21 protein-coding genes are annotated in these 21,223 nt (G+C 68.2%); 9 read left to right on the forward strand and 12 right to left on the reverse strand.

Features of this window, described 5'->3' with window-relative positions; translation table 11 throughout:
• Nucleotides 1-2: 2 nt before the first annotated feature.
• The gene (gene rlmB / locus EPN51_RS21715) at nt 3-932 is read left to right on the forward strand and encodes a 23S rRNA (guanosine(2251)-2'-O)-methyltransferase RlmB (protein ID WP_293046810.1); all 930 of its coding nucleotides are present in this window, start codon (nt 3-5) and stop codon (nt 930-932) included.
• 74 nt (nt 933-1,006) lie between these two features.
• Entirely contained in the window at nt 1,007-1,951 is a 945-nt protein-coding gene (locus EPN51_RS21720) for a glycerophosphodiester phosphodiesterase (RefSeq protein ID WP_293046812.1), read from the forward strand.
• Here the strand turns inward: EPN51_RS21720 and EPN51_RS21725 are convergent.
• From EPN51_RS21725 to EPN51_RS21765, 9 genes are all read right to left on the reverse strand, one after another.
• Nucleotides 1,948-3,189: an SLC13 family permease gene (locus EPN51_RS21725; protein WP_293046814.1), complete on the reverse strand. Its 1,242-nt coding sequence runs from the start codon at nt 3,187-3,189 to the stop codon at nt 1,948-1,950. The two genes, EPN51_RS21720 and EPN51_RS21725, sit on opposite strands and share 4 nt — an antisense overlap.
• A gap of 25 nt (nt 3,190-3,214) precedes the next feature.
• A complete protein-coding gene (locus tag EPN51_RS21730; RefSeq protein ID WP_293046816.1) occupies nt 3,215-4,132 on the reverse strand; it encodes an MBL fold metallo-hydrolase in 918 nt (305 codons plus the stop codon).
• Nucleotides 4,132-4,890 carry a 5-oxoprolinase subunit PxpA gene (locus tag EPN51_RS21735; RefSeq protein ID WP_293046818.1) on the reverse strand — a complete coding sequence of 253 codons (759 nt, stop codon included), beginning with the start codon at nt 4,888-4,890 and terminating at the stop codon, nt 4,132-4,134. The genes EPN51_RS21730 and EPN51_RS21735 overlap by 1 nt, the downstream gene beginning before the upstream one ends.
• Nucleotides 4,891-4,963: 73 nt before the next feature.
• The gene (locus EPN51_RS21740; protein ID WP_293046820.1) at nt 4,964-5,173 is read right to left on the reverse strand and encodes a ferredoxin; all 210 of its coding nucleotides are present in this window, start codon (nt 5,171-5,173) and stop codon (nt 4,964-4,966) included.
• An 18-nt stretch (nt 5,174-5,191) separates the two neighbouring features.
• Nucleotides 5,192-6,415 carry a cytochrome P450 gene (locus EPN51_RS21745; protein WP_293046822.1) on the reverse strand — a complete coding sequence of 408 codons (1,224 nt, stop codon included), beginning with the start codon at nt 6,413-6,415 and terminating at the stop codon, nt 5,192-5,194.
• Between the two features lie 321 nt (nt 6,416-6,736).
• On the reverse strand, nt 6,737-7,627 hold the full coding sequence (locus tag EPN51_RS21750) for a helix-turn-helix domain-containing protein (RefSeq protein WP_293046824.1): 891 nt from the start codon (nt 7,625-7,627) through the stop codon (nt 6,737-6,739).
• A 156-nt stretch (nt 7,628-7,783) separates the two neighbouring features.
• Nucleotides 7,784-8,644, reverse strand: a complete 861-nt coding sequence (locus EPN51_RS21755) for a metal ABC transporter permease (RefSeq protein WP_293046826.1) — start codon at nt 8,642-8,644, stop codon at nt 7,784-7,786.
• The gene (locus EPN51_RS21760) at nt 8,644-9,465 is read right to left on the reverse strand and encodes a metal ABC transporter ATP-binding protein (protein WP_293046828.1); all 822 of its coding nucleotides are present in this window, start codon (nt 9,463-9,465) and stop codon (nt 8,644-8,646) included. Before EPN51_RS21760 ends, EPN51_RS21755 begins: the two co-directional genes overlap by 1 nt.
• Nucleotides 9,462-10,400, reverse strand: coding sequence for a zinc ABC transporter substrate-binding protein (locus EPN51_RS21765; protein WP_293046830.1), 939 nt, complete (start codon nt 10,398-10,400; stop codon nt 9,462-9,464). Before EPN51_RS21765 ends, EPN51_RS21760 begins: the two co-directional genes overlap by 4 nt.
• Before the next feature lie 121 nt (nt 10,401-10,521).
• Here EPN51_RS21765 and EPN51_RS21770 point away from each other — a divergent pair, with 121 nt between their 5' ends.
• The gene (locus EPN51_RS21770; protein ID WP_293046832.1) at nt 10,522-11,601 is read left to right on the forward strand and encodes a LacI family DNA-binding transcriptional regulator; all 1,080 of its coding nucleotides are present in this window, start codon (nt 10,522-10,524) and stop codon (nt 11,599-11,601) included.
• A gap of 6 nt (nt 11,602-11,607) precedes the next feature.
• Here EPN51_RS21770 and kstR read toward each other — a convergent pair whose 3' ends face one another.
• Entirely contained in the window at nt 11,608-12,207 is a 600-nt protein-coding gene (gene kstR, locus EPN51_RS21775) for a cholesterol catabolism transcriptional regulator KstR (protein ID WP_293046834.1), read from the reverse strand.
• Nucleotides 12,208-12,578: 371 nt separating this feature from the next.
• Between kstR and EPN51_RS21780 the strand changes: the two genes are divergently transcribed.
• Complete coding sequence (locus tag EPN51_RS21780; protein ID WP_293046836.1) at nt 12,579-14,735, forward strand: acyl-CoA dehydrogenase; 2,157 nt, start codon at nt 12,579-12,581, stop codon at nt 14,733-14,735.
• Between the two features lie 60 nt (nt 14,736-14,795).
• On the opposite strand, the gene EPN51_RS21785 is transcribed toward EPN51_RS21780, so the two are convergent.
• Together EPN51_RS21785 and EPN51_RS21790 are read right to left on the reverse strand one after the other, a co-directional pair.
• Nucleotides 14,796-15,329: a hypothetical protein gene (locus tag EPN51_RS21785; RefSeq protein WP_293046838.1), complete on the reverse strand. Its 534-nt coding sequence runs from the start codon at nt 15,327-15,329 to the stop codon at nt 14,796-14,798.
• Between the two features lie 52 nt (nt 15,330-15,381).
• Nucleotides 15,382-16,476, reverse strand: coding sequence for a ferredoxin--NADP reductase (locus EPN51_RS21790; RefSeq protein WP_293046840.1), 1,095 nt, complete (start codon nt 16,474-16,476; stop codon nt 15,382-15,384).
• A gap of 158 nt (nt 16,477-16,634) precedes the next feature.
• On the opposite strand from EPN51_RS21790, the gene hsaA reads away from it, so the two are divergent.
• The 5 genes from hsaA (at nt 16,635) to EPN51_RS21815 (ending at nt 21,214) form a co-directional block, all read left to right on the forward strand.
• The gene (hsaA, locus tag EPN51_RS21795) at nt 16,635-17,819 is read left to right on the forward strand and encodes a 3-hydroxy-9,10-secoandrosta-1,3,5(10)-triene-9,17-dione monooxygenase oxygenase subunit (protein ID WP_293046842.1); all 1,185 of its coding nucleotides are present in this window, start codon (nt 16,635-16,637) and stop codon (nt 17,817-17,819) included.
• A gap of 78 nt (nt 17,820-17,897) precedes the next feature.
• The gene (gene hsaD / locus EPN51_RS21800; protein ID WP_293046843.1) at nt 17,898-18,773 is read left to right on the forward strand and encodes a 4,5:9,10-diseco-3-hydroxy-5,9,17-trioxoandrosta-1(10),2-diene-4-oate hydrolase; all 876 of its coding nucleotides are present in this window, start codon (nt 17,898-17,900) and stop codon (nt 18,771-18,773) included.
• A complete protein-coding gene (gene hsaC / locus EPN51_RS21805) occupies nt 18,773-19,687 on the forward strand; it encodes an iron-dependent extradiol dioxygenase HsaC (protein WP_293046845.1) in 915 nt (304 codons plus the stop codon). The genes hsaD and hsaC overlap by 1 nt, the downstream gene beginning before the upstream one ends.
• 2 nt (nt 19,688-19,689) lie before the next feature.
• Nucleotides 19,690-20,253, forward strand: a complete 564-nt coding sequence (gene hsaB / locus EPN51_RS21810; protein ID WP_293046847.1) for a 3-hydroxy-9,10-secoandrosta-1,3,5(10)-triene-9,17-dione monooxygenase reductase subunit — start codon at nt 19,690-19,692, stop codon at nt 20,251-20,253.
• A gap of 130 nt (nt 20,254-20,383) precedes the next feature.
• Nucleotides 20,384-21,214, forward strand: coding sequence for an arylamine N-acetyltransferase (locus EPN51_RS21815; RefSeq protein WP_293046849.1), 831 nt, complete (start codon nt 20,384-20,386; stop codon nt 21,212-21,214).
• The last annotated feature ends 9 nt before the right edge of the window (nt 21,215-21,223 follow it).

Genomic DNA, 21,223 nt, shown 5'->3' on the forward strand with positions numbered 1-21,223 from the left:
AAATGGCCGGCAACTCGCGACGCCGTGGGGCAATCCGCAAGGCGGGCACCAAGAAGGGCCCCACCGTGGGCTCGGGCGGCCAGCGCCGCCGCGGGCTGGAGGGCCGCGGCCCCACGCCGCCCGCGCACCTGCGCCCCAACCACCCCGCCGCCAAGCGCGCCCAGTCGCCGTCACGGCGCCCCACCAAGCGCACCGACGAAACCGAGACGGTGCTGGGCCGCAATCCGGTGCTGGAATGCCTGCGCGCCGGCGTGCCGGCGACCGCGCTCTACGTGGCGCTGGGTAGCGAGGCCGACGAACGGCTCACCGAATCCGTCTCCCGCGCAGCTGATTTGGGTATCTCGATCCTCGAGGTACCACGCACCGACCTGGATCGGATGACCAGCAACCACCTGCACCAGGGCATCGCGCTGCAGGTGCCGCCGTACAACTACGCCCACCCCGACGATCTGCTCGACGCGACAACCGGTTCGCCGCCCGCGCTGCTGGTCGCGCTGGACAATATCTCCGACCCCCGCAACCTGGGCGCCATCGTCCGTTCGGTCGCCGCATTCGGTGGCCACGGTGTGCTGATCCCCCAGCGGCGGTCGGCCTCGGTGACGGCGGTGGCCTGGCGCACCAGCGCCGGCGCCGCGGCCCGCGTGCCCGTGGCCCGGGCCACCAATCTGACCAGGACACTGACGGATTGGGCGGATCGCGGACTGCGGGTGATCGGACTGGACGCCGGTGGGGACACCACGCTCGATGACATGGACGGCACCGACCCGTTGGTGGTCGTCGTGGGGTCGGAAGGCAAAGGGCTGTCGCGGTTGGTGCGGCAGAACTGCGACGAGGTCGTGTCCATTCCGATGGCTCAGAACACCGAATCGCTGAACGCCTCGGTGGCCGCTGGGGTGGTGCTGGCCGAAATCTCCCGCCAACGCAGACGGTGACTTCTCTTCGCGAGCGGTCCCAAAAGGGCTCGACACGCCGAGGAACTTGGGGCTTTCGCGTCTGCCCGCCAATCATGGCCGCGCTGATCGCGCTGATCGCGCTGATCGCGCTGATCGCGCTGATCGCGCTGATCGCGCCGGCTCCGGCAGCGTCCGCGCAGCCGCCCGGCTTCGACCTGCAGGCCCACCGCGGCGGGCGCGGGGAGGCCACCGAACAGTCGTTGCGCGCCTTCGCCGGGTCGCTCGAATTGGGCGTCAGCACACTGGAATTCGACATCGTACTCACCCGGGATCGACAACCGCTGGTGTGGCATGACCCGACGATCGAGGCCGAGAAATGCACCGACACCGCGCCCGCGTTCACCGGCGATCGGCAGTATCCCTACGTCGGTAAACTCGTGCACGAGCTCACCCTGGCGCAGATCCGCACCCTGGACTGCGGGCGCCGACTGGACGAATTCCCACATGCCGAAGTGGTGCGGGGCAACAAGATAGCCATCCTGCCGGAGGTTTTCGCGCTCGTCGACTCCTACCGCGCCGATGCGGTGCGCTACAACATCGAAACCAAGGTCGCGGCCGAAAATACTGGCGCCTCGGCCGATCCGCAAGAGTTTGTCGACGTGATACTGGCCGCGGTCAGGTCCGCGGGCAAGGTCGAGCGGGTGGAAATACAGAGCTTCGACTGGCGCACCCTGCCGCTGGTACACCAGGCCGAGCCGTCAATTCCGTTGGTGGCCTTGTACGACGAGCAGACCGTCGGCGATCCACTGATCGGCGCGCTGACGGTGGGCGCCGACACCGTCTCACCGGAGCACCGGCTGGTCACCGGCAAGCCGTACGTCGACCGCGCGCATGCGTTGGGGCTCAAGGTTATTCCCTGGGTAGTCAACGACACCGATGCCATGCGCGAGCAGATCGGTTATGGGGTCGACGGCATCATCACCGACTATCCGACGTTGCTGCGCGGTGTGCTGGCCCAGCTTTCCATGCCGCTGCCGCCGGCATACCGGCGGGGTTAGAGGCCCAGCAGCCGCGCCGACGCCCACAGCGCGAGCACCGCCACCCCCACTGACGCGGGCACGGTGCACACCCCCAGGCGGGTGTATTCGCCGACGCCGACATCGACGTCGTGGCTGTGCAGCACGCGTCGCCACAACAGGTTCGACAGTGAACCGACGTAGGTCAGGTTGGGGCCGATGTTGACCCCGATCAGCACCGCCAGCACCGCGACCGGGCCGGCCGGCGCGACCAGCGGCAGCAACACCAGCGTGGCCGGCAGATTGTTGACGACGTTGGCCAGCACGGCCGCGATCGCGGCGATCATCAGCAACGCGGCCAGGCCCGAACCCGACGGCAACACCGCCGACATCGCCCGGTCCATCCCGTCGAGCATGGCCGCCCGCACCACGACGCCCAGCGCCAGCACGAACACCAGGAACGACACATTGGCCGAGCGCGCGATGTCGGACATCGAGGTGTGCCGACGGCGCAGGCTGCGCACCGCCAGCACCGAGGCGCCGCACACCGCCACCCAGGCCGGTGCCAGCCCCACGGACTGGGCGACCGCGAAGCCCGCGAGCGTCAGCGCGACCACGACCAACACGAACACCGGCGGGCGCGGGGGCGCGCCGAGTCGCTCGGGATCCGGCTGCACCCGCAGGTCGCTGGCGAAGAACCACCGGAAGATCACGTAGAGGGTGGCCACCGAGCCCACCCACGGCAGCGCCATCACCAGCGTGAACTTGGTGAACGAGATGTTGGCCGTGTGGAAGGCCAGTAGGTTGGTCAGGTTCGACACCGGCAGCAACAGCGAGGCGCCGTTGGCCAGATGGGCGGTGGCGTAGGCGTACGGCCGCACCGGAGTGCGCTGTCGCCGCACCGCCGCGAGCACCACCGGGGTCAGCAACACCACGGCGGCGTCCAGGCTCAGCACGGCGGTGATCACCGCGGCGATCACGAACACCCGCCGCAGCAGGGCGCCCGACCCGACGTGTCCCCGCGCGATCGCCGCGCCCGCGGCCTCGAACAGGCCCTCGTCGTCGCACAGCTTGGCCAGCACCAGCACCGCGCCCAGGAACGCGACCACTCCGGACAACTCGGCGATCTCTTTTTCGGCCTGATGAACCGAGATCGCGCCGATCCCAATCAGGATGAGGGCGGCCGGAACCGCCGCCAGCGCCTCCGGCCAGCCCCGTGGGCGCGCGACGGCGAACCCCAGGACGACGGCAAGCAGCACCAGCGCAACGGTCAGTGCCATGATTCGGACCCGGGTCTGAACCGCTTCACATCCAAGGGTCTTCCCGCCGCCACACCGTGGGCAGGTGCAGCGCGACCCCGTCGCCAGTGGCCAGCTCATCGAGGATCCGGATGGAGAAGTCCAAGTTGTCGCCCGCATAGGGCAAGGCGCGCAACGGCTTTGTCAGCGGGCGGAAGAAGTCGTCCCAGTGAATGAGCATCACCCGGCGGGCCCCCACCGCGCGGACCGTCTCGGCCCAGTAGTCGGCCAGATACGACCGCGGCTGCAGCCCCAGTTGCCCGACGGACAGGTAAACGGCATCGGCGCGGTGCCCGGCCAGCGCACCCTTGGCGAAACCGGCGCTGCCCTGGATCAGCAGCCGCCGGCCAGTCGGCCGGTGGTGCACCAGCGTCGACCACGACTCCCCGCAGCGGTACGCCGCCGCCTTCACCGGGGTGGTCAGCGGTTCACCGATCACCCCGGGATACCGGTCGGGCGGGCAGTGGTGGGACTCCACGAGCGTTATATCATAGGCGCCCAACCGAATTGGCTGTCCGCTGAGCGCGACGACGATCCGATTTTCCGGCAGACCGTAGCCGCGCCCGACGTTGGCCGCGGACTGGCCGCCGACTAGCTGCGCGCCGGTGCGATCGGCGACCAGCGCGGAGTCCAGCACGTGGTCGATGTGCGTGTGCACCGGGATCACGGCCGCCAGCCGCGACACCTTGGCCCGCGCCAGGCATCCGTCGACGCGCGCCGGTGACGGCGCCACCTTGCCGGCCGCCACCCGGGCCAGGCCCGGCCGGGAGAAGTAGCCGTCGGTCATCAACGCCGACGAGCCGTCGTCGATCAGCAGCGTCGCCACGCCCATCCACGTCACCGAGAGCGCGCCGGGTGCCGCGGCGGGGGCGTCGAACCGGTCCGCGTACCGGGCGATGTCGGGCCGGCCGAGCTTCAGGCGCATCAGCAGAAGGACCGGATGTCGACACCGGCCGCCGTGAGGCGATCGCGCACCGCGGTGGCGATCTGCACCGCCCCGGGTGAATCACCGTGCACACAAACGGATTCCGCGCTCACGACGATCGGTCTTCCGTCGACAGCGGTGACGCGCCCCGAGGTGACTATGGCGATCACCCGCTCGGCGATCGCCGCCGGATCATGCAGCACCGCGCCGGGCTCACGGCGCGACACCAGCCGCCCGTCCGGCCGGTAGGCCCGGTCGACGCACGCCTCGGGGACCGTGCGCAGGCCGCGGCGGGCGGCCTCGTCGAAAAACACCGAACCGGCCATGCCCAGCACCGGCAGGCCGGGGTCCACCAGCCGCACCGCCTCGGCGACCGCGGCGGCCTGTTCGCCGTTGGTCACGATCGTGTTGTACAGCGCCCCATGCGGTTTGACGTAGGACACGACAGAACCGGACGCGCGCGCGATCGCCTGCAGCGCGCCGATCTGGTACACGACGTCGGCGATCAGGTCTTCGGCGGCGACGTCGATGAAGCGCCTGCCGAAGCCGGCCAGGTCGCGATAGCTGACCTGCGCTCCGATGCGCACCCCGCGCGTGGCGGCCGATCGGCATACCCGCAACAGGCCGGCGGGGTCGCCGGCGTGGAAACCGCATGCCACATTGGCGCTGGTGACGATGTCGAGCATGGCGTCGTCGTCACCGAGGCGCCAGACGCCGAAGCCCTCGCCCAAGTCGGCGTTGAGGTCGATACCGGCCACCCGCACAGCTTATGGGGCCGGCATCGCAACGTCATCGCAGCTGGTTGTTTTGTGATTGTGCCAGTTCCGACGATCAGGTGTCGCTGCAGCCGGGGATGAGCAATTCCAATGCCCGGACCGGGCAGCCGTCGACCGCGCGGGCCACCAGCTCGCGGTCTTCCTCGCGGATGTTCTCGTTGTGAACGGTGACGATGCCGTCGTCCCCGACTTCGAAGACGGCTGGGTGAATCCCCTCGCAGATTCCGTTTCCGACACACCGCTCGCGGTCGGCGACGACCTTCATGGCATCTCCTTCGCGGTTTCAGGCGTCGGCGACGAACGGAAGGCGGGCCGGCCGCCGAACATACATCCCGTCGGCGTACTCGACGGCGTCAGGATCGACGCTGAAGTTCGGGCAGCGGGCGAGCAGTTCCTCCAGGACCACCCGCGACTGCATCCGCGCGGCAGCGTTGCCGATGCAGTGGTGGTTGCCCTGAGCAAAGGTCAGAATTCCTGGTGGCTTGCGCAGCACGTCCAGTTCCTCGGAGGCCGGCCCGTATTGGCGCGAATCGCGATTGGCCGACCCGTAGAGCAACAACACCTTGCGCCCGGCCGGGATGGTGACGCCCGCGATGTCCACGTCGCGCGTGGCGGTGCGGGCCAGGCCCTGTACCGGCGACGTCAGGCGCAGCAACTCCTCCACCGCCTCGCTGATCCTGCCCGTGTCCTCGATCAACTTCGCGCGCTGATCGGGGTGCAGTGTGAGCAGTTGAGCGCTGCCGCCGAGCATCCCGATTATCGTGTCGTTACCGCCGGTGATCATGGTGAAGGCCCAGCCCAGGAGCCTTGCCAGGCCAGTGGTGTCACCGTCGCCGCCGAAGCCCGCGGCGACCAAGTGAGACACCGTGTCGTCGCCTGGATCGCTTCGGCGGCGTTGGGCCAGCTCGGTGAAGTATCCGAACAGCTCGACGATCGCGGCCCCCGCCTCCGGTTGATGTCCGCTGGCGGTGGCCTCGACGATCGCGTCGGCCCAACCACCGAAGCGGCTCCGATCCTCCTCCGACACCCCCAGATAGTGGGCCACCACCATGCTGGCCAGCGGTTTGAAGAGCTCCGCGACGATATCGCCGCCGCCTTCGGCGCGTAACCGCTCGATGCGCTCCACGACAAATTCGCGAACCGTCGGCTCGATCGAGATCATCTGCTTCGGCGTGAAACCCTTGTGGACCATCCGACGAAACTCGGTGTGCTCTGGGGGGTCGAGCATCACCAGCGGAGGATTGTCGACCAGACCCAGTCGCTCCATCTCCCCGTAGTCGACGGTCAAACCTTGCGCGGACGAGAACGTTTCGTAGTCGCGCGCGGCGGCGCAGACCTCCGCGTACCGGGACAGCACCCAGTAGTCCTTCTCCGGCGCATGCGCCGGAACAACATGGTGAACCGGGTCGTGCTCGCGCAGCGCCGCATACATCGGCCATGGATCGCGCCATGACGCACCGGAGCGGGGCGTGAACACCACGGTCTCGTCGTGCATCGTCGCAGTCATGTCCGCATCCCTCCGGAAGAATGACGAATACTCAACATAATAACGACATATATTCGTTATAGCCTGCAGCGTACGTCCCGTTGAAATTTCCCGCAAGAATCTGCGCTTCGGAGGGCTCGACCGAAACACGTCCGGCGGCGCCGAACTCGACTCGAGACCGATCGGCTGCGGCGGCCGCGATGGGCGAATCCCTCCCGGTGCCCATCCATGGATCGCGGCACCGAACGCGGAGCGCGACGGCGCCGCTGAATTTCCCACCGCGCCAACGACATCCAGCACTGGAGTGGGACGCAACCCCTTCAGCGACCGGGATACCGGGGCCTAGTGCCGACTGAGTTCGGTTGCCGTGGCCCGGAGTTCCCCGACGAAGCGCTTGCGTTCGGCCGCGGTGACGGAAGACCTCAGTGGTCCGAGCTGCAGCTCGTAGACCGCGCGGCCATCGGCGTTGAAGACCGGAGCGATCAGGTAACTCACCGACAGCGGTTTCGTGGTGGTGAGCTGCTGTGCGGTATACGGGTTCGCGCCGAGCCCGATCAGCAGTTCGAAAACTCGTTGCCGCAATGCGCTGCGCTGGGGGTGCTCGGCGAGCAGCTCGGCGATCTCGCCGAGCACGTTGAGCACCTCCGGATCCGAGTCGCCGAGGCCGAATACCGCGACGCCGTTGCGGCGCACCTGGGTCAGCACATCCTGGTATACCGGCCTGCGAGCGGCCGGCGTCGACGCCAACCACGCCGTGCGGGCCTGGGTATCCCGATGTGCGATCACCGCGGCTCCGACGGGTGCGATCAGCGGCAGCCGCACCCCGACGCCGACACCGGGTGGTATCAATCCCTGGCCGCCGACCACGCCGAGGAAGGTCATCTCGGTCGCGCCCACCAATGCCAGCGTCGCACCGCATCCGGCGCGCTGCGCCAGCTGCGCCAGTGCGTCGGTGAACCGCTCGGGCAGTGGCAGCGAATTGCGCACCGCCTCCGCCACGCCGAACAGGCCGGGCCCGAGTGTGTAACGCCGATCCGGTTGCCGCGCAGCCCAACCGGCGCGTTCGAGCGCCAGCAGGATCGATGTCACGGTGGACCGGTTCAGTTCGAGCCGCGACGCGATCGACGCCACCGAACTCGGCTCCGATTGACCCGCCAGCAACTCGACGATGGCCACCACCCGATCGGTCGGTGGCGACCCCGCCCGCTCGCCCTCGTCGTGGGGCTGCGCCATCGCGCTCCTACCGTCGTCGGTACCGCCGAGCCACCGATCCTATGACGAATAGTTGACGGCGTGTGCCAACAGACATCCCGGTGATGCGCGCGCCTGCGGTGGCGTCATTGTCTCGACGCGAGGGAACGCGACGTTCGGGGCCGCGTACGCCACAGCCTAGGCGGAAGCCTCTCGTCGGCGCCCGATCAGCCAGCAGACCAGGTAGATCAGAAACGAGATGCTCGCGACGAACACCGACACCGGCACGCCCGGCGCCAGCGACAGCACGATCCCGCCCACCGCGGCCACCTCGGCGAACAGCACGGAGATCAGCATCGCCGCGCCCGGCGAGGTGACCACCCGGGCCGCCGCGGCCGCCGGCGTGATCAGCAGCGACATCACCAGCAGCGCCCCGACGATCTGCACCGCCTGGGCCGCCACCACGCCGACCAGCGCGGCGAACACGATGCCCAGCGCGTGGACCGGCACGCCGCGGGCCGCGGCGACGTCGGGGTCGACGGTGGCGAACAACAGTGGGCGGTAACAGGTTGCCAGCACGGCGATGACGAGCACGCAGACCAGCGCCAGCATGGTCAGCCCCGTGTAGCCGACGCCGACGATCTGGCCGGTCAGCAGGGCGAAACTGGTCGCCGTCCGGCCCGGGTAGAGGTGGATGAACAACACCGCCAGGCCCAGTCCGAACGCCAGCACCACCCCGATCACGGAGTCGCGTTCCCGGGCGCGCCGGCCGAGCACGCCGAACAGCGCCGCCGCCAGGGCGCTGCCGATCAGCGCGCCCACGCCCACCCCGAATCCGACCAGCAGCGCGAAAGCGGCTCCGGTCAGCGACAATTCGCTGGACCCGTGCACGGCGAACGACATCTGCCGCATCACGATGAACGGCCCGATCAGCCCGGCTACCAACCCGAGCAGGGCGGCCGCCACCAGCGCCTGCTGCACGAAGTCGTGGCCGAGGAGATGCGCGGTGATGTCGAAGGAGAACAGGTGGTTTCCCATGTCGGCAAGCCGATGTTCCATCAGCCGTGCCCGTCGCCACGCTCGCCGGCCACCACGTAGCCGTCCTTGACCTTCACCACCTGGATGTCGGATCGATACAGCGCCGAAAGCGTCTGGCTGGTCATCACCTCTTCGACGGTGCCGATCCTGAATCGGCCGTCGACCAGGTACAGCAGCCGGTCCACATACGGCAGGATCGGGTTGATTTCGTGGGTGACGACGATGACCGTGGTCCCCGCCTCCCGGCGGCGCTGCTCGATCAGCGCCGACACCAGCTTCGCGTTCGCCGGGTCCAGCGTCAGCAGGGGTTCGTCGCAGAGCAGCAGCATCGGGTCGCTGACCAGGGCCTGGGCGATGCGCACCCGCTGCAGCTCGCCGCCCGACATCACGCCGACCCGGACATCCGCCAGGTGCTCGCCGTTGACCCGGCTCAGCGCTTGGGCGACGGCCGCGCGCCGGCGGGCCCGATCGCGGGCCCGCAGCGGGATCGCACCCCAGCGTCCCCCGTCGATACCCAGCCGAACCAGGTCCCGTCCCCGCAGCATCACGTCGTGATCCAGTGGACGGTGTTGCGGCACATAGCCGATGCGCCCGCTGCCCGAGCTGATCGGCTTTCCGTCCACCAGCCCGACGCCGGCGCTGAGCGACAGCTGCCCGAGGAGCACGTTCAGCAGCGACGTCTTGCCGCTTCCATTGGGGCCGAGCACCGCGATGAATTCGCCCCTCGACACCGACAGGTCCAGGTGATCCCACAACACGCGGTCGCCGAACGCCAGGCGGGCGCCGCGCAGCGAAACGGTGTCTGCGTGGCGGTCGACGGCCGGGGCCGTTTCGAGGCTCACGGCTGTACGGGCCGGCTCGACTGCAGCGCGGCCAGCAGTTGGTCGACCGTATTGCGTTGCCAGCTCAGGTAATCCGTGCCGTCGGGCAGGGTCTCGGCCACTTCGGTGACCGGCACGCCCGCGCGCCGCGCGGTATCGCGCAGGCTGGTGATCGCGGTAGTGGAGGTCTGCGGGTTGACCATCAGGGCCGACACTTGACGCCGGTTGATCAGGTCGAGGACCAACGCCAGATCGACCGGCGCCGGGTCGGTCTCGTTCTCGATGGCCGCCGCGAAGGCGGGTGGGGTCCGGTTCAGCAGACCGGACGCCTTGAGCAGGTAGAACGCGACCGGTTCGGTCGCCACGACCGAGGTGTGGGGGTAGCTGGTGGCGACCGTGTGTTCGGTGCCGGCGATGGTGTCGGCGTCGCGGCCGAACGCGGCGGCATTGGCGCGGTATTCCGCGGCGTTGCCCGGGTCGATCGTCGTGAGCCGGTCGGCGATCGTGGTGGCCACCGACTTGGCGACGCTCAGGTCGTAGAAGACGTGCTCGTTGCGTGGTTGCCCGTCGTTCGCGAGAAACGAGTAGGCATTGACCGGGTTGGCGCCGGGCTGGCGGGCCAGCACGTCGTCGACCCATCCGTCGTAGCCGCCGCCGTTGAAGACGACCAGGGCGGCGTCGGCGATCGCGGCGGCGTCCGAGGGGCTGGCCTCATAGGAGTGCGGATCGGTTTCCGCCCCGCTCAGGATGGATTTGACCGCCACATGGTGGCCCGCGACCGCCCGGGCCACGCTGCCCCACACATCGGTGGACGCGACGACGACGGCCGCATGCGGATGCGCCGGGTGCCCGCCGCAGCCGGCGAGCGCCGACGAACCGGCCAGGGCCAGAACGGCCGCCAGCCAACGCGCCCCATGGGCGAGCGTCGTTCGCTCCCGCGTCAGTGCCACGCGCACGTCCGATTTCCTCCCGCCCGCCAGCAAGCCGATTCACAATACTAATGAAAATCGTTTCCATTACAAAGCCGCGGGCGGAAGCGTAGGGGCCGGGCACCGATCCGCTGTAGCGTCACCGACCGTGAGCCCCACACCGCGCCGACGTGCGACCCTGGCGTCGGTGGCGGACGAGCTCAAGGTTTCGCGCACGACGATCTCGAATGCGTTCAACCGCCCCGATCAGCTCTCCGCCGACCTGCGCGAACGCGTGCTCGCGACGGCCAAGCGGCTGGGATACGCCGGCCCCGACCCGGTGGCGCGATCGTTGCGGACCCGCAAGGCCGGCGCGGTCGGTCTGGTGATGGCCGAACCGCTGACCTATTTCTTCAGTGACCCCGCCGCACGGGATTTCGTCACCGGGGTGGCGCAGTCATGCGAGGCGGTGGGGCAGGGGCTGCTGTTGGTCGCCGTCGGGCCCAGCCGCAGCCTCAAAGAGGGCACGGACGCGGTGCTTTCGGCCGGCGTGGACGGCTTCGTGGTGTATTCGGTGTGCGAGGACGATCTCTATCTGCAGGTGGTGTTGCAGCGACGGCTGCCGATCGTGGTGGTCGATCAGCCCAAGGGGCTCGCCGGCGTCTCGCGGGTGGGGATCGACGACCGCTCGGCGATGCGCGAGCTCGCCGACTACGTGCTCGGCCTGGGGCATCGTGAGATCGGGCTGCTGACCATGCGGCTGGGCCGGGACCGGCGCCAGGGCCTGGTCGACGCCGACCGGTTGCGCTCGCCCGCCTTCGACGTGCAACGCGAGCGCATCATCGGCGTGTGGGAGGCGATGACGGCCGCCGGCATCGACCCGGATTCGCTGACCGTGGTGGAAAGCTACGAACACCTGGCCGAGTCGGGTGGCAGGGCCGCCAAGGTCGCGCTGGAAACCAATCCGCGGATCACCGCGCTGATGTGCACCGCGGACATACTGGCCCTGTCCGCCATGGATTACCTGCGGGCACATGGCATTTACGTGCCGGGCCAGCTGACCGTCACCGGATTCGACGGCGTGCCCGACGCCATCAACCGCGGCTTGACCACGGTGTCGCAGTCGAGCCTGCAGAAGGGCCGCCGAGCGGGTGAGCTGTTGTTGAAGCCGCCACGGTCGGGTCTGCCGGTCGTCGAACTTCTGGACACCGCGCTGATTCGGGGCCGCACCGCCGGTCCGCCGGCGTGAGCCCCGCTACTTCGAACCTTGGTCGCCGATCAGCAGCCGCACGGCCAACTCCAGCCGATTGCTGACATCCGTGGCCGACGCCCGGCGGGTGAGCCAGGCGAGCAGGTTGTTCGTCCAGACGTCTGAAATCACCCGCGCGACCTGATATTGGTGCTCGGTCGGTTCGCCGTCGGCCATCGCGCGCGCGAACATGCCGTCGATGAGCTTCTCGACCTGGTCGACCTCGCTGGCCGCCGACGCGTCGGCGAAGACGTAGGCGCGCGTCATGGCCTCGGTCAGCAGCGGATTGCGTTGCATCGCACGGTTGAGCTTGCCCACCATGAAGTTCAGCCGCTGGAAGGGCGTGCCCCCGACCATCGCCGTGCGGTCCGTCTTGGCGTCGATGCGGCCGAATTCGCGGCCCAGCGCCGACACCAGCAGGTGCACCTTCGACGGGAAATACCGGTACAGCGTCCCCACCGCCACGTCGGCGCGATCGGCCACTGCGCGCATCTGAACCGCCTCGTAGCCGCCCTTGGACGCGATCGCCATGGTGGCGTCCAGGATGCGCTTGCGGCGTTCCCGCTGCGCCTCCGAGCCGAGTTCGGACTCGGCCAGTACCGCCACGTTTATGACCTCGCGCGGTTGCGAGTCAGAAACGCGGCTCGAATTGGCCCTGGAAGTGGCCTTAGCGTTGGCGCTAGCTGGCATGTGACGGTTTGCTCCTGTTCCGGGCGGTTCGTTTGCAAACGATACGCATTCTGCGAGTGAATTTCCCACCTCCGTACCGCCGGGGACAAGCGCATGTGCTGCTGCAATGGCGTTCGACTTGACGCTCGATCACTGGCACTATTAGAACACGTTCTAGTCTCCGGTGAGCGGGTTGCGCGCCAACTCCGGTGGAGATGTCCCCGCTTGCGGAAAGATCGGACAATCAGGACACGGGTGCCAGCCGGCCCCCTTGTCACGTCGAGTCAAGGACGCGGAGGTCCTCTCAGGTGGTAGCGACCGTCACCGACGAGCAGTTTGCCGCGCGCGCCCTGGTGCGCGACTGGGCCCGCAATGCGGCGTCGGGCCCGGGCGGGACCGCGGCGATCCGCGGCGTTGAACAGGGTGAGCCCGACGCCTGGCGGCCGGTATTCTCCCGGCTGGCCCAACTGGGGATCTTCGGTGTCGCGATCCCGGAGGAGGCCGGCGGGGCGGGCGGCAGCATCGAAGACCTGTGCGCGATGGTCGAGGAGGCGGCCAGAGCGCTGATCCCCGGGCCGGTCGCGACCACCGCGCTCGCGACGCTCGTCGTCACCGACCCCGAACTGTTGCACGCTCTGGCGGCCGGGGAGCGCTTCGCCGGGCTGGCGCTGGAAGGCGACGTGCGGTTCGACGCCGCAACGTCGAAGGCCTCGGGCACCCTGCCGCTGGCGCTGGGCGCCTCGAACACGGTGCGCGGTGGCGTGCTGTTGCTGCCCGCCGACGGGAAATGGCTGCTGATCGACACCGGCAGCGAGGGCGTGCGGGTCGAACCGCTGCGGGCCACCGACTTCTCCCGGCCGTTGGCTCGGGTGGTGTTGACCTCGGCCCCGGCCACGGTGGTGCCGGAGAACGGGGAACGCGTCGAGGAGCTGGCCGCGACGGTGCTGGCGGCCGAGGCGGCCGGCATCACCCGGTGGGCGCTGGAAACCGCCGTCGACTACGCCAAGGTGCGCGAGCAGTTCGGCAAGCCGATCGGCAGCTTCCAGGCCATCAAGCACCTGTGCGCGGAGATGCTCTGCCGCGCCGAGCAGGCCGAGGTCGCCGCCGCCGACGCCGCGCGCGCCGCGGCCGAGGACGACCGATCCCAGTTCTCCATCGCGGCGGCTCTGGCCGCGAGCACCTGCATCGCCACCGTGAAGGCCAACGTCAAGGACTGCATCCAGGTGCTCGGCGGCATCGGCTGCACCTGGGAGCACGACGCGCACCTGTATCTGCGCCGGGCGCATGCCATCGGCCGGTTCCTCGGCGGCGCCGAGCGCTGGCTGCGGCGGCTCACGGCGCTTACGCAGGACGGCGTGCGCCGGCGCCTGAGCTTGGATCTTTCTGACCTCACCGATGTCGAAGACCAGCGGGCCGAGATCGCCGCGGCCGTCGCCGAGATCGCCGCGCTGCCCGCCGAAAAGCGACAGGTTGGTTTGGCCGAGGCGGGTCTGCAGGCGCCGCACTGGCCGAAGCCGTACGGGCGCGCCGCGTCCCCGGCCGAGCAGCTGCTAATCGATCAGGAGCTGGCCGCCGCCGGTGTCGAACGGCCGGACCTGGTGATCGGCTGGTGGGCGGTGCCGACCATCCTCGAGCACGGCACACCGGAACAGGTGGAGCGCTTCGTGCCGGGCACCACGCGCGGTGAATTCCTTTGGTGCCAGCTGTTTTCCGAGCCCGGCGCGGGCTCGGACCTGGCGTCACTGCGCACAAAGGCGGTACGTGGTGACGGCGGGTGGTTGCTCACCGGGCAGAAGGTCTGGACGTCGGCGGCGCACAAGGCGAAATGGGGTGTGTGTTTGGCCCGCACCGATCCGGACGCGCCGAAACACAAAGGCATCACCTATTTTTTGGTGGAAATGAGCTCACCGGGCATCGAAATCCGGCCGCTGCGTGAGATCACCGGTGACTCGCTGTTCAACGAGGTGTTCCTTGACAACGTGTTCGTGCCCGACGAAATGGTGGTCGGCGAGGTCAACGACGGGTGGCGGCTGGCCCGCACCACGCTGGCCAACGAGCGGGTCGCGATGGCCAACGGCACGGCGCTGGGCAATCCGATGGAGGAGCTGCTGGGGATGCTGGCCGAGCTCGATCTCGACAGCGCACAGCAAGACCGGCTGGGCCGGTTGATCGTCACCGCGCAGACCGGCGCGCTGCTGGACCAGCGGATCGCCCAGCTCGCCGTGGGCGGCCAGGACCCCGGGGCGCAGTCCAGCGTGCGCAAGCTGATCGGGGTCCGCTACCGGCAGGCGCTGGCCGAATACACGATGGACGTCGCGCCGGGCGGCGGTCTGGTTGACCGGCGGGCCGACGACGACCGGGCGGTCTTCGACTTCCTCAACACCCGCTGCCTCACGATTGCCGGCGGCACCGAGCAGATCCTGCTGACGGTGGCGGCCGAGCGCCTGCTCGGCCTGCCCCGTTAGGGAAAGGCCGGCACGGCAGACGCTTTCGCGTCATGGCCGCTGATGGCTCGTGAGGAGTGCTCAGGAGAACGTGGTCTGCGCGCAGGTGCTGGGGGACGTGATGTTGACCCCGGGATAGACCACCTGGATGTGGGTGCAGACGATGACGTTGTTGTCGGTCTTGGGTTGGCCCGTCTGCCAATCGGTGGAGTCGATGCGCCCCGTCGTCTGGTACTTGTCCGGGGGGCCCTCCCCGAAGTAGACGGTGGTGATCTCGTCGGAACCCATCGACTTCATCACCCGCTCGTTCTGCCCGTTGGCGTGTGCGTCGAGGTAGGCCAGCCGGTTCGACGACCGGATCTCGGTGGTCTGGCGGGCCCACAGGCCGGGCGGGAAGCCGGCCGCTCCGTCGGGCGTGAGCATGTCCGCTCCGGCGGTGAAGTCGCAGTGGCCGTCGGCTTTGAAGCAGTTGAGGATCACGCGCGTCTCGAGCTGGTTGGGCCCGTCCAGCGGGAACAGCGTGGTGGCGGTGTTGCTCGCCGCCGCGCACACCCCGGCGGGCAGAAACACCGGCAGTGCTGCGGCGACTGCGAATCCCCATACCAGCCGCATCATCGATGCTCCCCTTCCCGCTTTGCTGACCCCAACGGGTGAACTTAACCCGCGACTACTCGTCGTAGGTGACTTCTACCGAATCAGATTCCGGGTGAGATTGACAGGCCAAAATCAGTCCCTCGTCGAGATCCTGCTGCTCGAGCACGTCGTTGACCTCCATGTTCACCTTGCCCTTGCGCAGGGTGCAGGCACACGCGCCGCAGTGACCCTCGCGGCAGGAGAACGGTGCGTCGAGGCCCTTGGCCAGCAGCACGTCGAGCAATTTGGCGTTGCGCGGCCACGACACGGTGTGGGTTTCACCGTCGAGTTCGACCACCGCGGTGGCCGGCGGCTGGTCGCCCTGGGGGGTGTCCTCGATCTTCACCGCCGCGAACGGGTCCGATTCCAGCGACTTGAAGACCTCGATATGTATTTGCGGCGCAGGAACTTTCAGCGTTTCCAGGGCTTCTTTGGCCGAGTTCATGAATGCGCCCGGGCCGCAGATGTAGACGGGACGATCGGTGTAGGGGGCCGCCAGCTTGGCCAGCGCGGTGACGCTCGGCAATCCCTGCAGCGATTCCAGCCAGTGCAGGACCGTGAGCCGGTCGGGATATTTGGCGGACAGTTCGCGCAGCGCGTCGGCGAAGATCACCGAATCCTCGTCGCGGTTGGCGTAGATCAGCGTCACCTGTCCGCTGCCGTCGGCCAGCGCCGATTTGCAGATCGACATGATCGGGGTGATGCCGCTGCCCGCGGCCATCAGCAGGAAGTCATCGCCCAGCGTTTTCGGCACGAAGTTGCCGGACGGGGCCAGCACGTGGATCCGCATGCCCGCGCGAGCGTTGTCGCACAGCCAGTTGGAGGCGTATCCGTCCGCGGTTCGTTTGACCGTGACGGCCAGGGCGTCGTCGGTGAACGGCGAGCTGCACAACGAGTAGCAGCGCGCCACCGACCCGGTGCGCTCGCTGGGAACGCGCAGCGTCAGGAACTGGCCCGGCGCGTACCGCAGCCGCGCGGGCGGGATGTCGGGGTCCCCTTCGTCGGCGGGCACCGCGAACACCAGCGACCGCGCATCCTCGGTCTCGGCGATGACCTCGGCGATCTGCAGTTCAAGGACGTGGTCACCGAGTGGCTCGTCGGGTGTTTGGTCCGGATCAGCCTCGGTCAAGGCCCGTCCCTTCCTTTCGTGGTAACTAGAACATGTTACAGAAAAGTGGATTCGTATCGCTACCAGCCGCAGGAATACCCTGCTCGACACAAATCGGAACGTGTTCTAGTCTCTGGTGTAAGTCCGCTGTGTAAGTCTGGCCCAGGAGGCAAACTTAAGTGACGTCCATTCAACAGCGTGATGCGCAGTCGATTTTGACTGGCATCGATGATCTGCTTCCGCGGATCCGGGAACGCGCGCAGGCGACGGAGGATCTGCGGCGGCTGCCCGACGAGACCGTTCAGGATCTGCAGGACGTGGGCTTCTTCACCCTGTTGCAGCCCGAGCAGTGGGGTGGATTGCAGTGCGATCCGACGCTGTTCTACGAGGCGGTCCGGCGGCTGGCCAGCGCGTGTGGGTCCACCGGCTGGGTCAGCTCCATCATCGGCGTGCACAACTGGCATCTGGCCCTGTTCGACCAGCGGGCCCAGGAGGAGGTCTGGGGCGAGGACCCCAAGACCCGGGTTTCCTCGTCGTACGCCCCGATGGGCGCGGGCGTGGTGACCGATGGCGGTTACCTGGTCAACGGCGCGTGGAACTGGTCCTCGGGCTGTGACCACGCGACATGGGCTTTCCTCGGTGGCCCGGTGATCAAGGACGGCCGCCCGGTCGACTTCGGCAGTTTCTTGATCCCGCGCAGCGAGTACCGCATCGACGACGTCTGGCACGTCGTCGGCCTGCGCGGCACCGGCAGCAACACAATCGTCGTCAAGGATGTCTTCGTGCCGCGGCATCGGTTCCTGTCCTACAAGGCGATGAACGACGGCACCGCCGGTGGGTACCAGACCAACACCGCCCCGGTCTATAAAATGCCTTGGGGCACAATGCATCCCACGACCATCTCGGCGCCGATCGTCGGCATGGCCTACGGTGCGTACGACGCGCACGTCGAGCATCAGGGTAAGCGGGTGCGTGCGGCGTTCGCCGGCGAGAAGGCCAAGGACGACCCGTTCGCCAAGGTCCGCATCGCCGAAGCGGCCAGCGACATCGACGCCGCGTGGCGCCAGTTGAGCGGCAACGTCGCCGACGAGTACGCGCTGCTGTCGGCCGGCAAGGAGATCCCGTTCGACCTGCGCGCCCGCGCCCGCCGCGACCAGGTGCGCGCCACCGGTCGGGCTATCGCTTCCATCGACCGCCTGTTCGAGGCTTCCGGCGCCACCGCCCTGGCCAATGACCAACCGGTGCAACGGTTCTGGCGCGACGCGCATGCCGGCCGGGTGCACGCGGCCAACGATCCCGAGCGGGCCTACCAGATCTTCGGGAACAACGAGTTCGGGTTGCCGCCCGGCGACACGATGGTCTAACCCGTGCCCGCCGACGACGATGATTGGGGTAGCGATGAGGTGGGGGCACCGCCCGCTTGCGGGGGAGAGCGGCGCTAAGTGACCGCCACAACGGGGGAGCTGACGTTCGAGTCGACCTCGCGCTTCGTCGAGGTCGACGTCGACGGACCGCTGAAGTTGCACTACCACGAGGCGGGGATCGGCAACGATCAGACGATCGTGCTGCTGCACGGCGGCGGTCCGGGAGCGGCGAGCTGGACGAACTGGTCGCGAAACATTCCCGTGCTCGCCGAGCGGTTTCACGTGCTGGCCGTGGACCAGCCCGGATACGGCCACTCCGACAAACGCGCCGAACACGGGCAGTTCAACCACTACGCGGCCAGGGCGCTCAAGGGGCTCTTCGACCAGCTGGGGCTGGGGCGAGTCCCGTTGGTGGGCAATTCATTAGGTGGGGGCACTGCGGTGCGGTTCGCCCTGGACCACCCCGACCGGGCCGGGCGCCTGGTGTTGATGGGGCCCGGCGGGCTGAGCATCAACCTGTTCGCGCCGGATCCCACCGAGGGCGTCAAGCGGCTGGGGAAGTTCTCCGCCGAGCCCACCCGGGAAAACCTCGAGGCGTTTCTGCGGGTGATGGTCTACAACCAGAAACTGATCACCGACGACTTGATCGATGAGCGGTTCGCGTTGGCCAGCACGCCGGAATCGCTGACGGCGACCCGGGCGATGGGAATGTCGTTCGCGGGCGCCGATTTCGAACTCGGCATGATGTGGCGCGAGGTGCACCGGCTGCGCCAGCCCGTGCTGCTGATCTGGGGCCGCGAGGACCGGGTCAATCCACTGGACGGGGCGCTGGTCGCGCTCAAGACCATTGCGCGTGCGCAGCTGCATGTTTTCGGGCAATGTGGGCACTGGGCGCAGGTGGAGAAGTTCGACGAGTTCAACAAGCTCACCATCGATTTCCTGGGAGGTGCGTGATGAGCATCCGTTCGTTGGGGTATCTGCGCATCGAGGCCACCGACATGGCGGCCTGGCGTGAGTACGGCCTGAAGGTTCTCGGCATGGTCGAGGGCTCACCTGGCTCACAAGGCAATACCGAGGGCGCGCTGTATCTGCGGATGGACGATTTCCCGGCCCGGCTGGTGATCGTGCCCGGTGAGCGCGACCATCTCATGGAGGCCGGCTGGGAGTGCGCGAACGCCGCAGGCCTGCAAGAGATCCGGGACAGGCTCGACGTGGAGGGCGTCCCCTACAAGGAAGCCACCGCCGCGCAACTGGCGGATCGCCGGGTCGTCGAGATGATCCGGTTCTCCGACCCGTCGGGCAACTGCCTGGAGGTCTTCCACGGCGTCGCCCTGGAACACCGCCGGGTGGTCAGCCCCTACGGGCACAAGTTCGTCACCGCTGAGCAGGGCCTGGGGCACGTGGTGTTGTCCACCCGCGACGACGACGAGGCGCTGCACTTCTACCGCGACGTGCTCGGCTTCAAGCTGCGCGACTCGATGCGGATGCCGCCGCAGGTGGTGGGCCGGCCCGCCGACGGGGCCCCCGCCTGGTTGCGCTTCTTCGGCTGCAACCCGCGCCACCACAGCCTGGCCTTCCTGCCGCTGCCGACGCCCAGCGGCATCGTGCACCTGATGATGGAGGTCGAGAACGCCGACGACGTGGGGCTGTGCCTGGACCGGGCGCTGCGACGCAAGGTGCCCATGTCGGCCACCCTGGGCCGCCACGTCAACGACCTGATGCTGTCGTTCTACATGAAGACACCCGGCGGGTTCGATATCGAATTCGGTTGCGAGGGAAGGCAAGTCGAAGACAACGGCTGGGTGGCCCGGGAAAGCACCGCCGTCAGCCTGTGGGGCCACGACTTCACGGTCGGCATGCGCGGCTGACCATGTCGGCGCCCCTCGATCCGCTGACCTTCCGGCAGGTGCTGGGCCAGTTCTGCACCGGCATCACCATCATCACCACCGTGCACGACGAGGCCCCCGTCGGCTTCGCCTGCCAGTCCTTTGCGGCGCTGTCGCTGGACCCGCCGCTGGTGCTGTTCTGCCCCACCAAGGTGTCGCGGTCCTGGAAGGCGATCGAGGCCACCGGCCGGTTCTGCGTCAACATGCTGACCGAGAACCAGAAGCACGTCTCGGCCCGCTTCGGCTCCAAGGAGCCCGATAAGTTCGCCGGCATCGACTGGCACCCTTCCGATCTCGGTTCACCGATCATCGACGGGTCGCTCGCCTACATCGACTGCACGGTGGCCTCCACGCACGACGGGGGCGATCACTTCGTGGTGTTCGGTGCGGTGCAATCGCTTTCGGAGGCGCCCAAGATCAAGCCGCGGCCGCTGCTGTTCTATCGCGGTGAGTACACCGGCATCGAGCCGGACAAGACGACGCCGGCGCAGTGGCGCGACGACCTGGAAGCATTCCTCACCACCACCACCCAAGACACCTGGCTGTAGCGGCGTCCCGCCGCTTCTCGGTTCGCGAGCGTAACGCCACTGCGACTCCGCGAATGTTTTTTCGCACTGGCGTTACACCCGCGGGGATACCCGGCCGCCGGACGTTGCGCGCAGGGCCCAGAATGGTTTTATGACGCTGGATCTCACTGGGTACTTCGACCGCATCGACTACCGCGGTGCCGCGGAGCCGAACCTCGAGGTGCTGCAGGATCTGATGACCGCACACACCGGGTCGATCCCGTTCGAGAACCTCGATCCGCTGATGGGAGTGCCGGTCGACGACCTGAGCCCGGAAGCCCTCACCGACAAGCTGGTGTACCGGCGCCGTGGTGGCTACTGCTATGAGCAGAACGGCCTGATGGGGTACGTGCTGGCCGAGATCGGGTTTCGGGTGCGGCGTTTGGCCGGCCGGGTGGTCTGGATGCTTCCGCCCGACGCGTCGTTGGGTGCCCAGACACACACGGTGTTGGCGGTGACGTTCCCGGGATCGCAGGGTTCGTATCTGGTCGACGTCGGTTTCGGTGGCCAGACACTGACCTCCCCCCTCCGCTTCGAGACCGGAAACGCCCAGCAGACAACGCACGAGCCGTACCGGCTCAACGACCGTGGCGACGGACTGGTGTTGCAAGCCCTGGTCCGCGGCGAGTGGCGGCCGCTGTACGTCTTCGGCACCGAGACCGTGCCGCAGGTCGACCTGAAAGTGGGGAGCTGGTATGTCTCAACGCATCCCGCGTCGATCTTCGTGACCGGCCTGATGGCCGCCCTGACGACCGACGACGCGCGCTATAACCTGGCCGGCCGCCACCTGACCATCCACCGCGCCGACGGCAGCGAGAAAATCCGCCTCGACGACGCGGCGGCGGTCGTCGACGTGCTCGGTGAGCGATTCGGCATCGACATGGCCGGTATCGGCGAGCGGGGTGCGCTCGAGGCGCGCATCGGGCAGGTGCTGGACGCTTAGTCCGCTGCC

Origin of the sequence: Mycobacterium sp. (assembly GCF_004298145.1) — a bacterium.
In the GTDB taxonomy this organism is placed as follows: Bacteria; Actinomycetota; Actinomycetes; order Mycobacteriales; family Mycobacteriaceae; genus Mycobacterium.

What these genes read in the sequence shown, in the direction of transcription:
- rlmB (WP_293046810.1), top strand. Translation starts at nt 3, where the DNA reads ATGGCCGGCAACTCGCGACGCCGTGGGGCAATCCGCAAGGCGGGCACC.
- EPN51_RS21720 (WP_293046812.1), top strand. Translation starts at nt 1,007, where the DNA reads ATGGCCGCGCTGATCGCGCTGATCGCGCTGATCGCGCTGATCGCGCTG.
- EPN51_RS21725 (WP_293046814.1), bottom strand. Translation starts at nt 3,189, where the DNA reads ATGGCACTGACCGTTGCGCTGGTGCTGCTTGCCGTCGTCCTGGGGTTC.
- EPN51_RS21730 (WP_293046816.1), bottom strand. Translation starts at nt 4,132, where the DNA reads ATGCGCCTGAAGCTCGGCCGGCCCGACATCGCCCGGTACGCGGACCGG.
- EPN51_RS21740 (WP_293046820.1), bottom strand. Translation starts at nt 5,173, where the DNA reads ATGAAGGTCGTCGCCGACCGCGAGCGGTGTGTCGGAAACGGAATCTGC.
- EPN51_RS21745 (WP_293046822.1), bottom strand. Translation starts at nt 6,415, where the DNA reads ATGACTGCGACGATGCACGACGAGACCGTGGTGTTCACGCCCCGCTCC.
- EPN51_RS21750 (WP_293046824.1), bottom strand. Translation starts at nt 7,627, where the DNA reads ATGGCGCAGCCCCACGACGAGGGCGAGCGGGCGGGGTCGCCACCGACC.
- EPN51_RS21755 (WP_293046826.1), bottom strand. Translation starts at nt 8,644, where the DNA reads ATGGAACATCGGCTTGCCGACATGGGAAACCACCTGTTCTCCTTCGAC.
- EPN51_RS21785 (WP_293046838.1), bottom strand. Translation starts at nt 15,329, where the DNA reads ATGATGCGGCTGGTATGGGGATTCGCAGTCGCCGCAGCACTGCCGGTG.
- hsaC (WP_293046845.1), top strand. Translation starts at nt 18,773, where the DNA reads ATGAGCATCCGTTCGTTGGGGTATCTGCGCATCGAGGCCACCGACATG.
- hsaB (WP_293046847.1), top strand. Translation starts at nt 19,690, where the DNA reads ATGTCGGCGCCCCTCGATCCGCTGACCTTCCGGCAGGTGCTGGGCCAG.
- EPN51_RS21815 (WP_293046849.1), top strand. Translation starts at nt 20,384, where the DNA reads ATGACGCTGGATCTCACTGGGTACTTCGACCGCATCGACTACCGCGGT.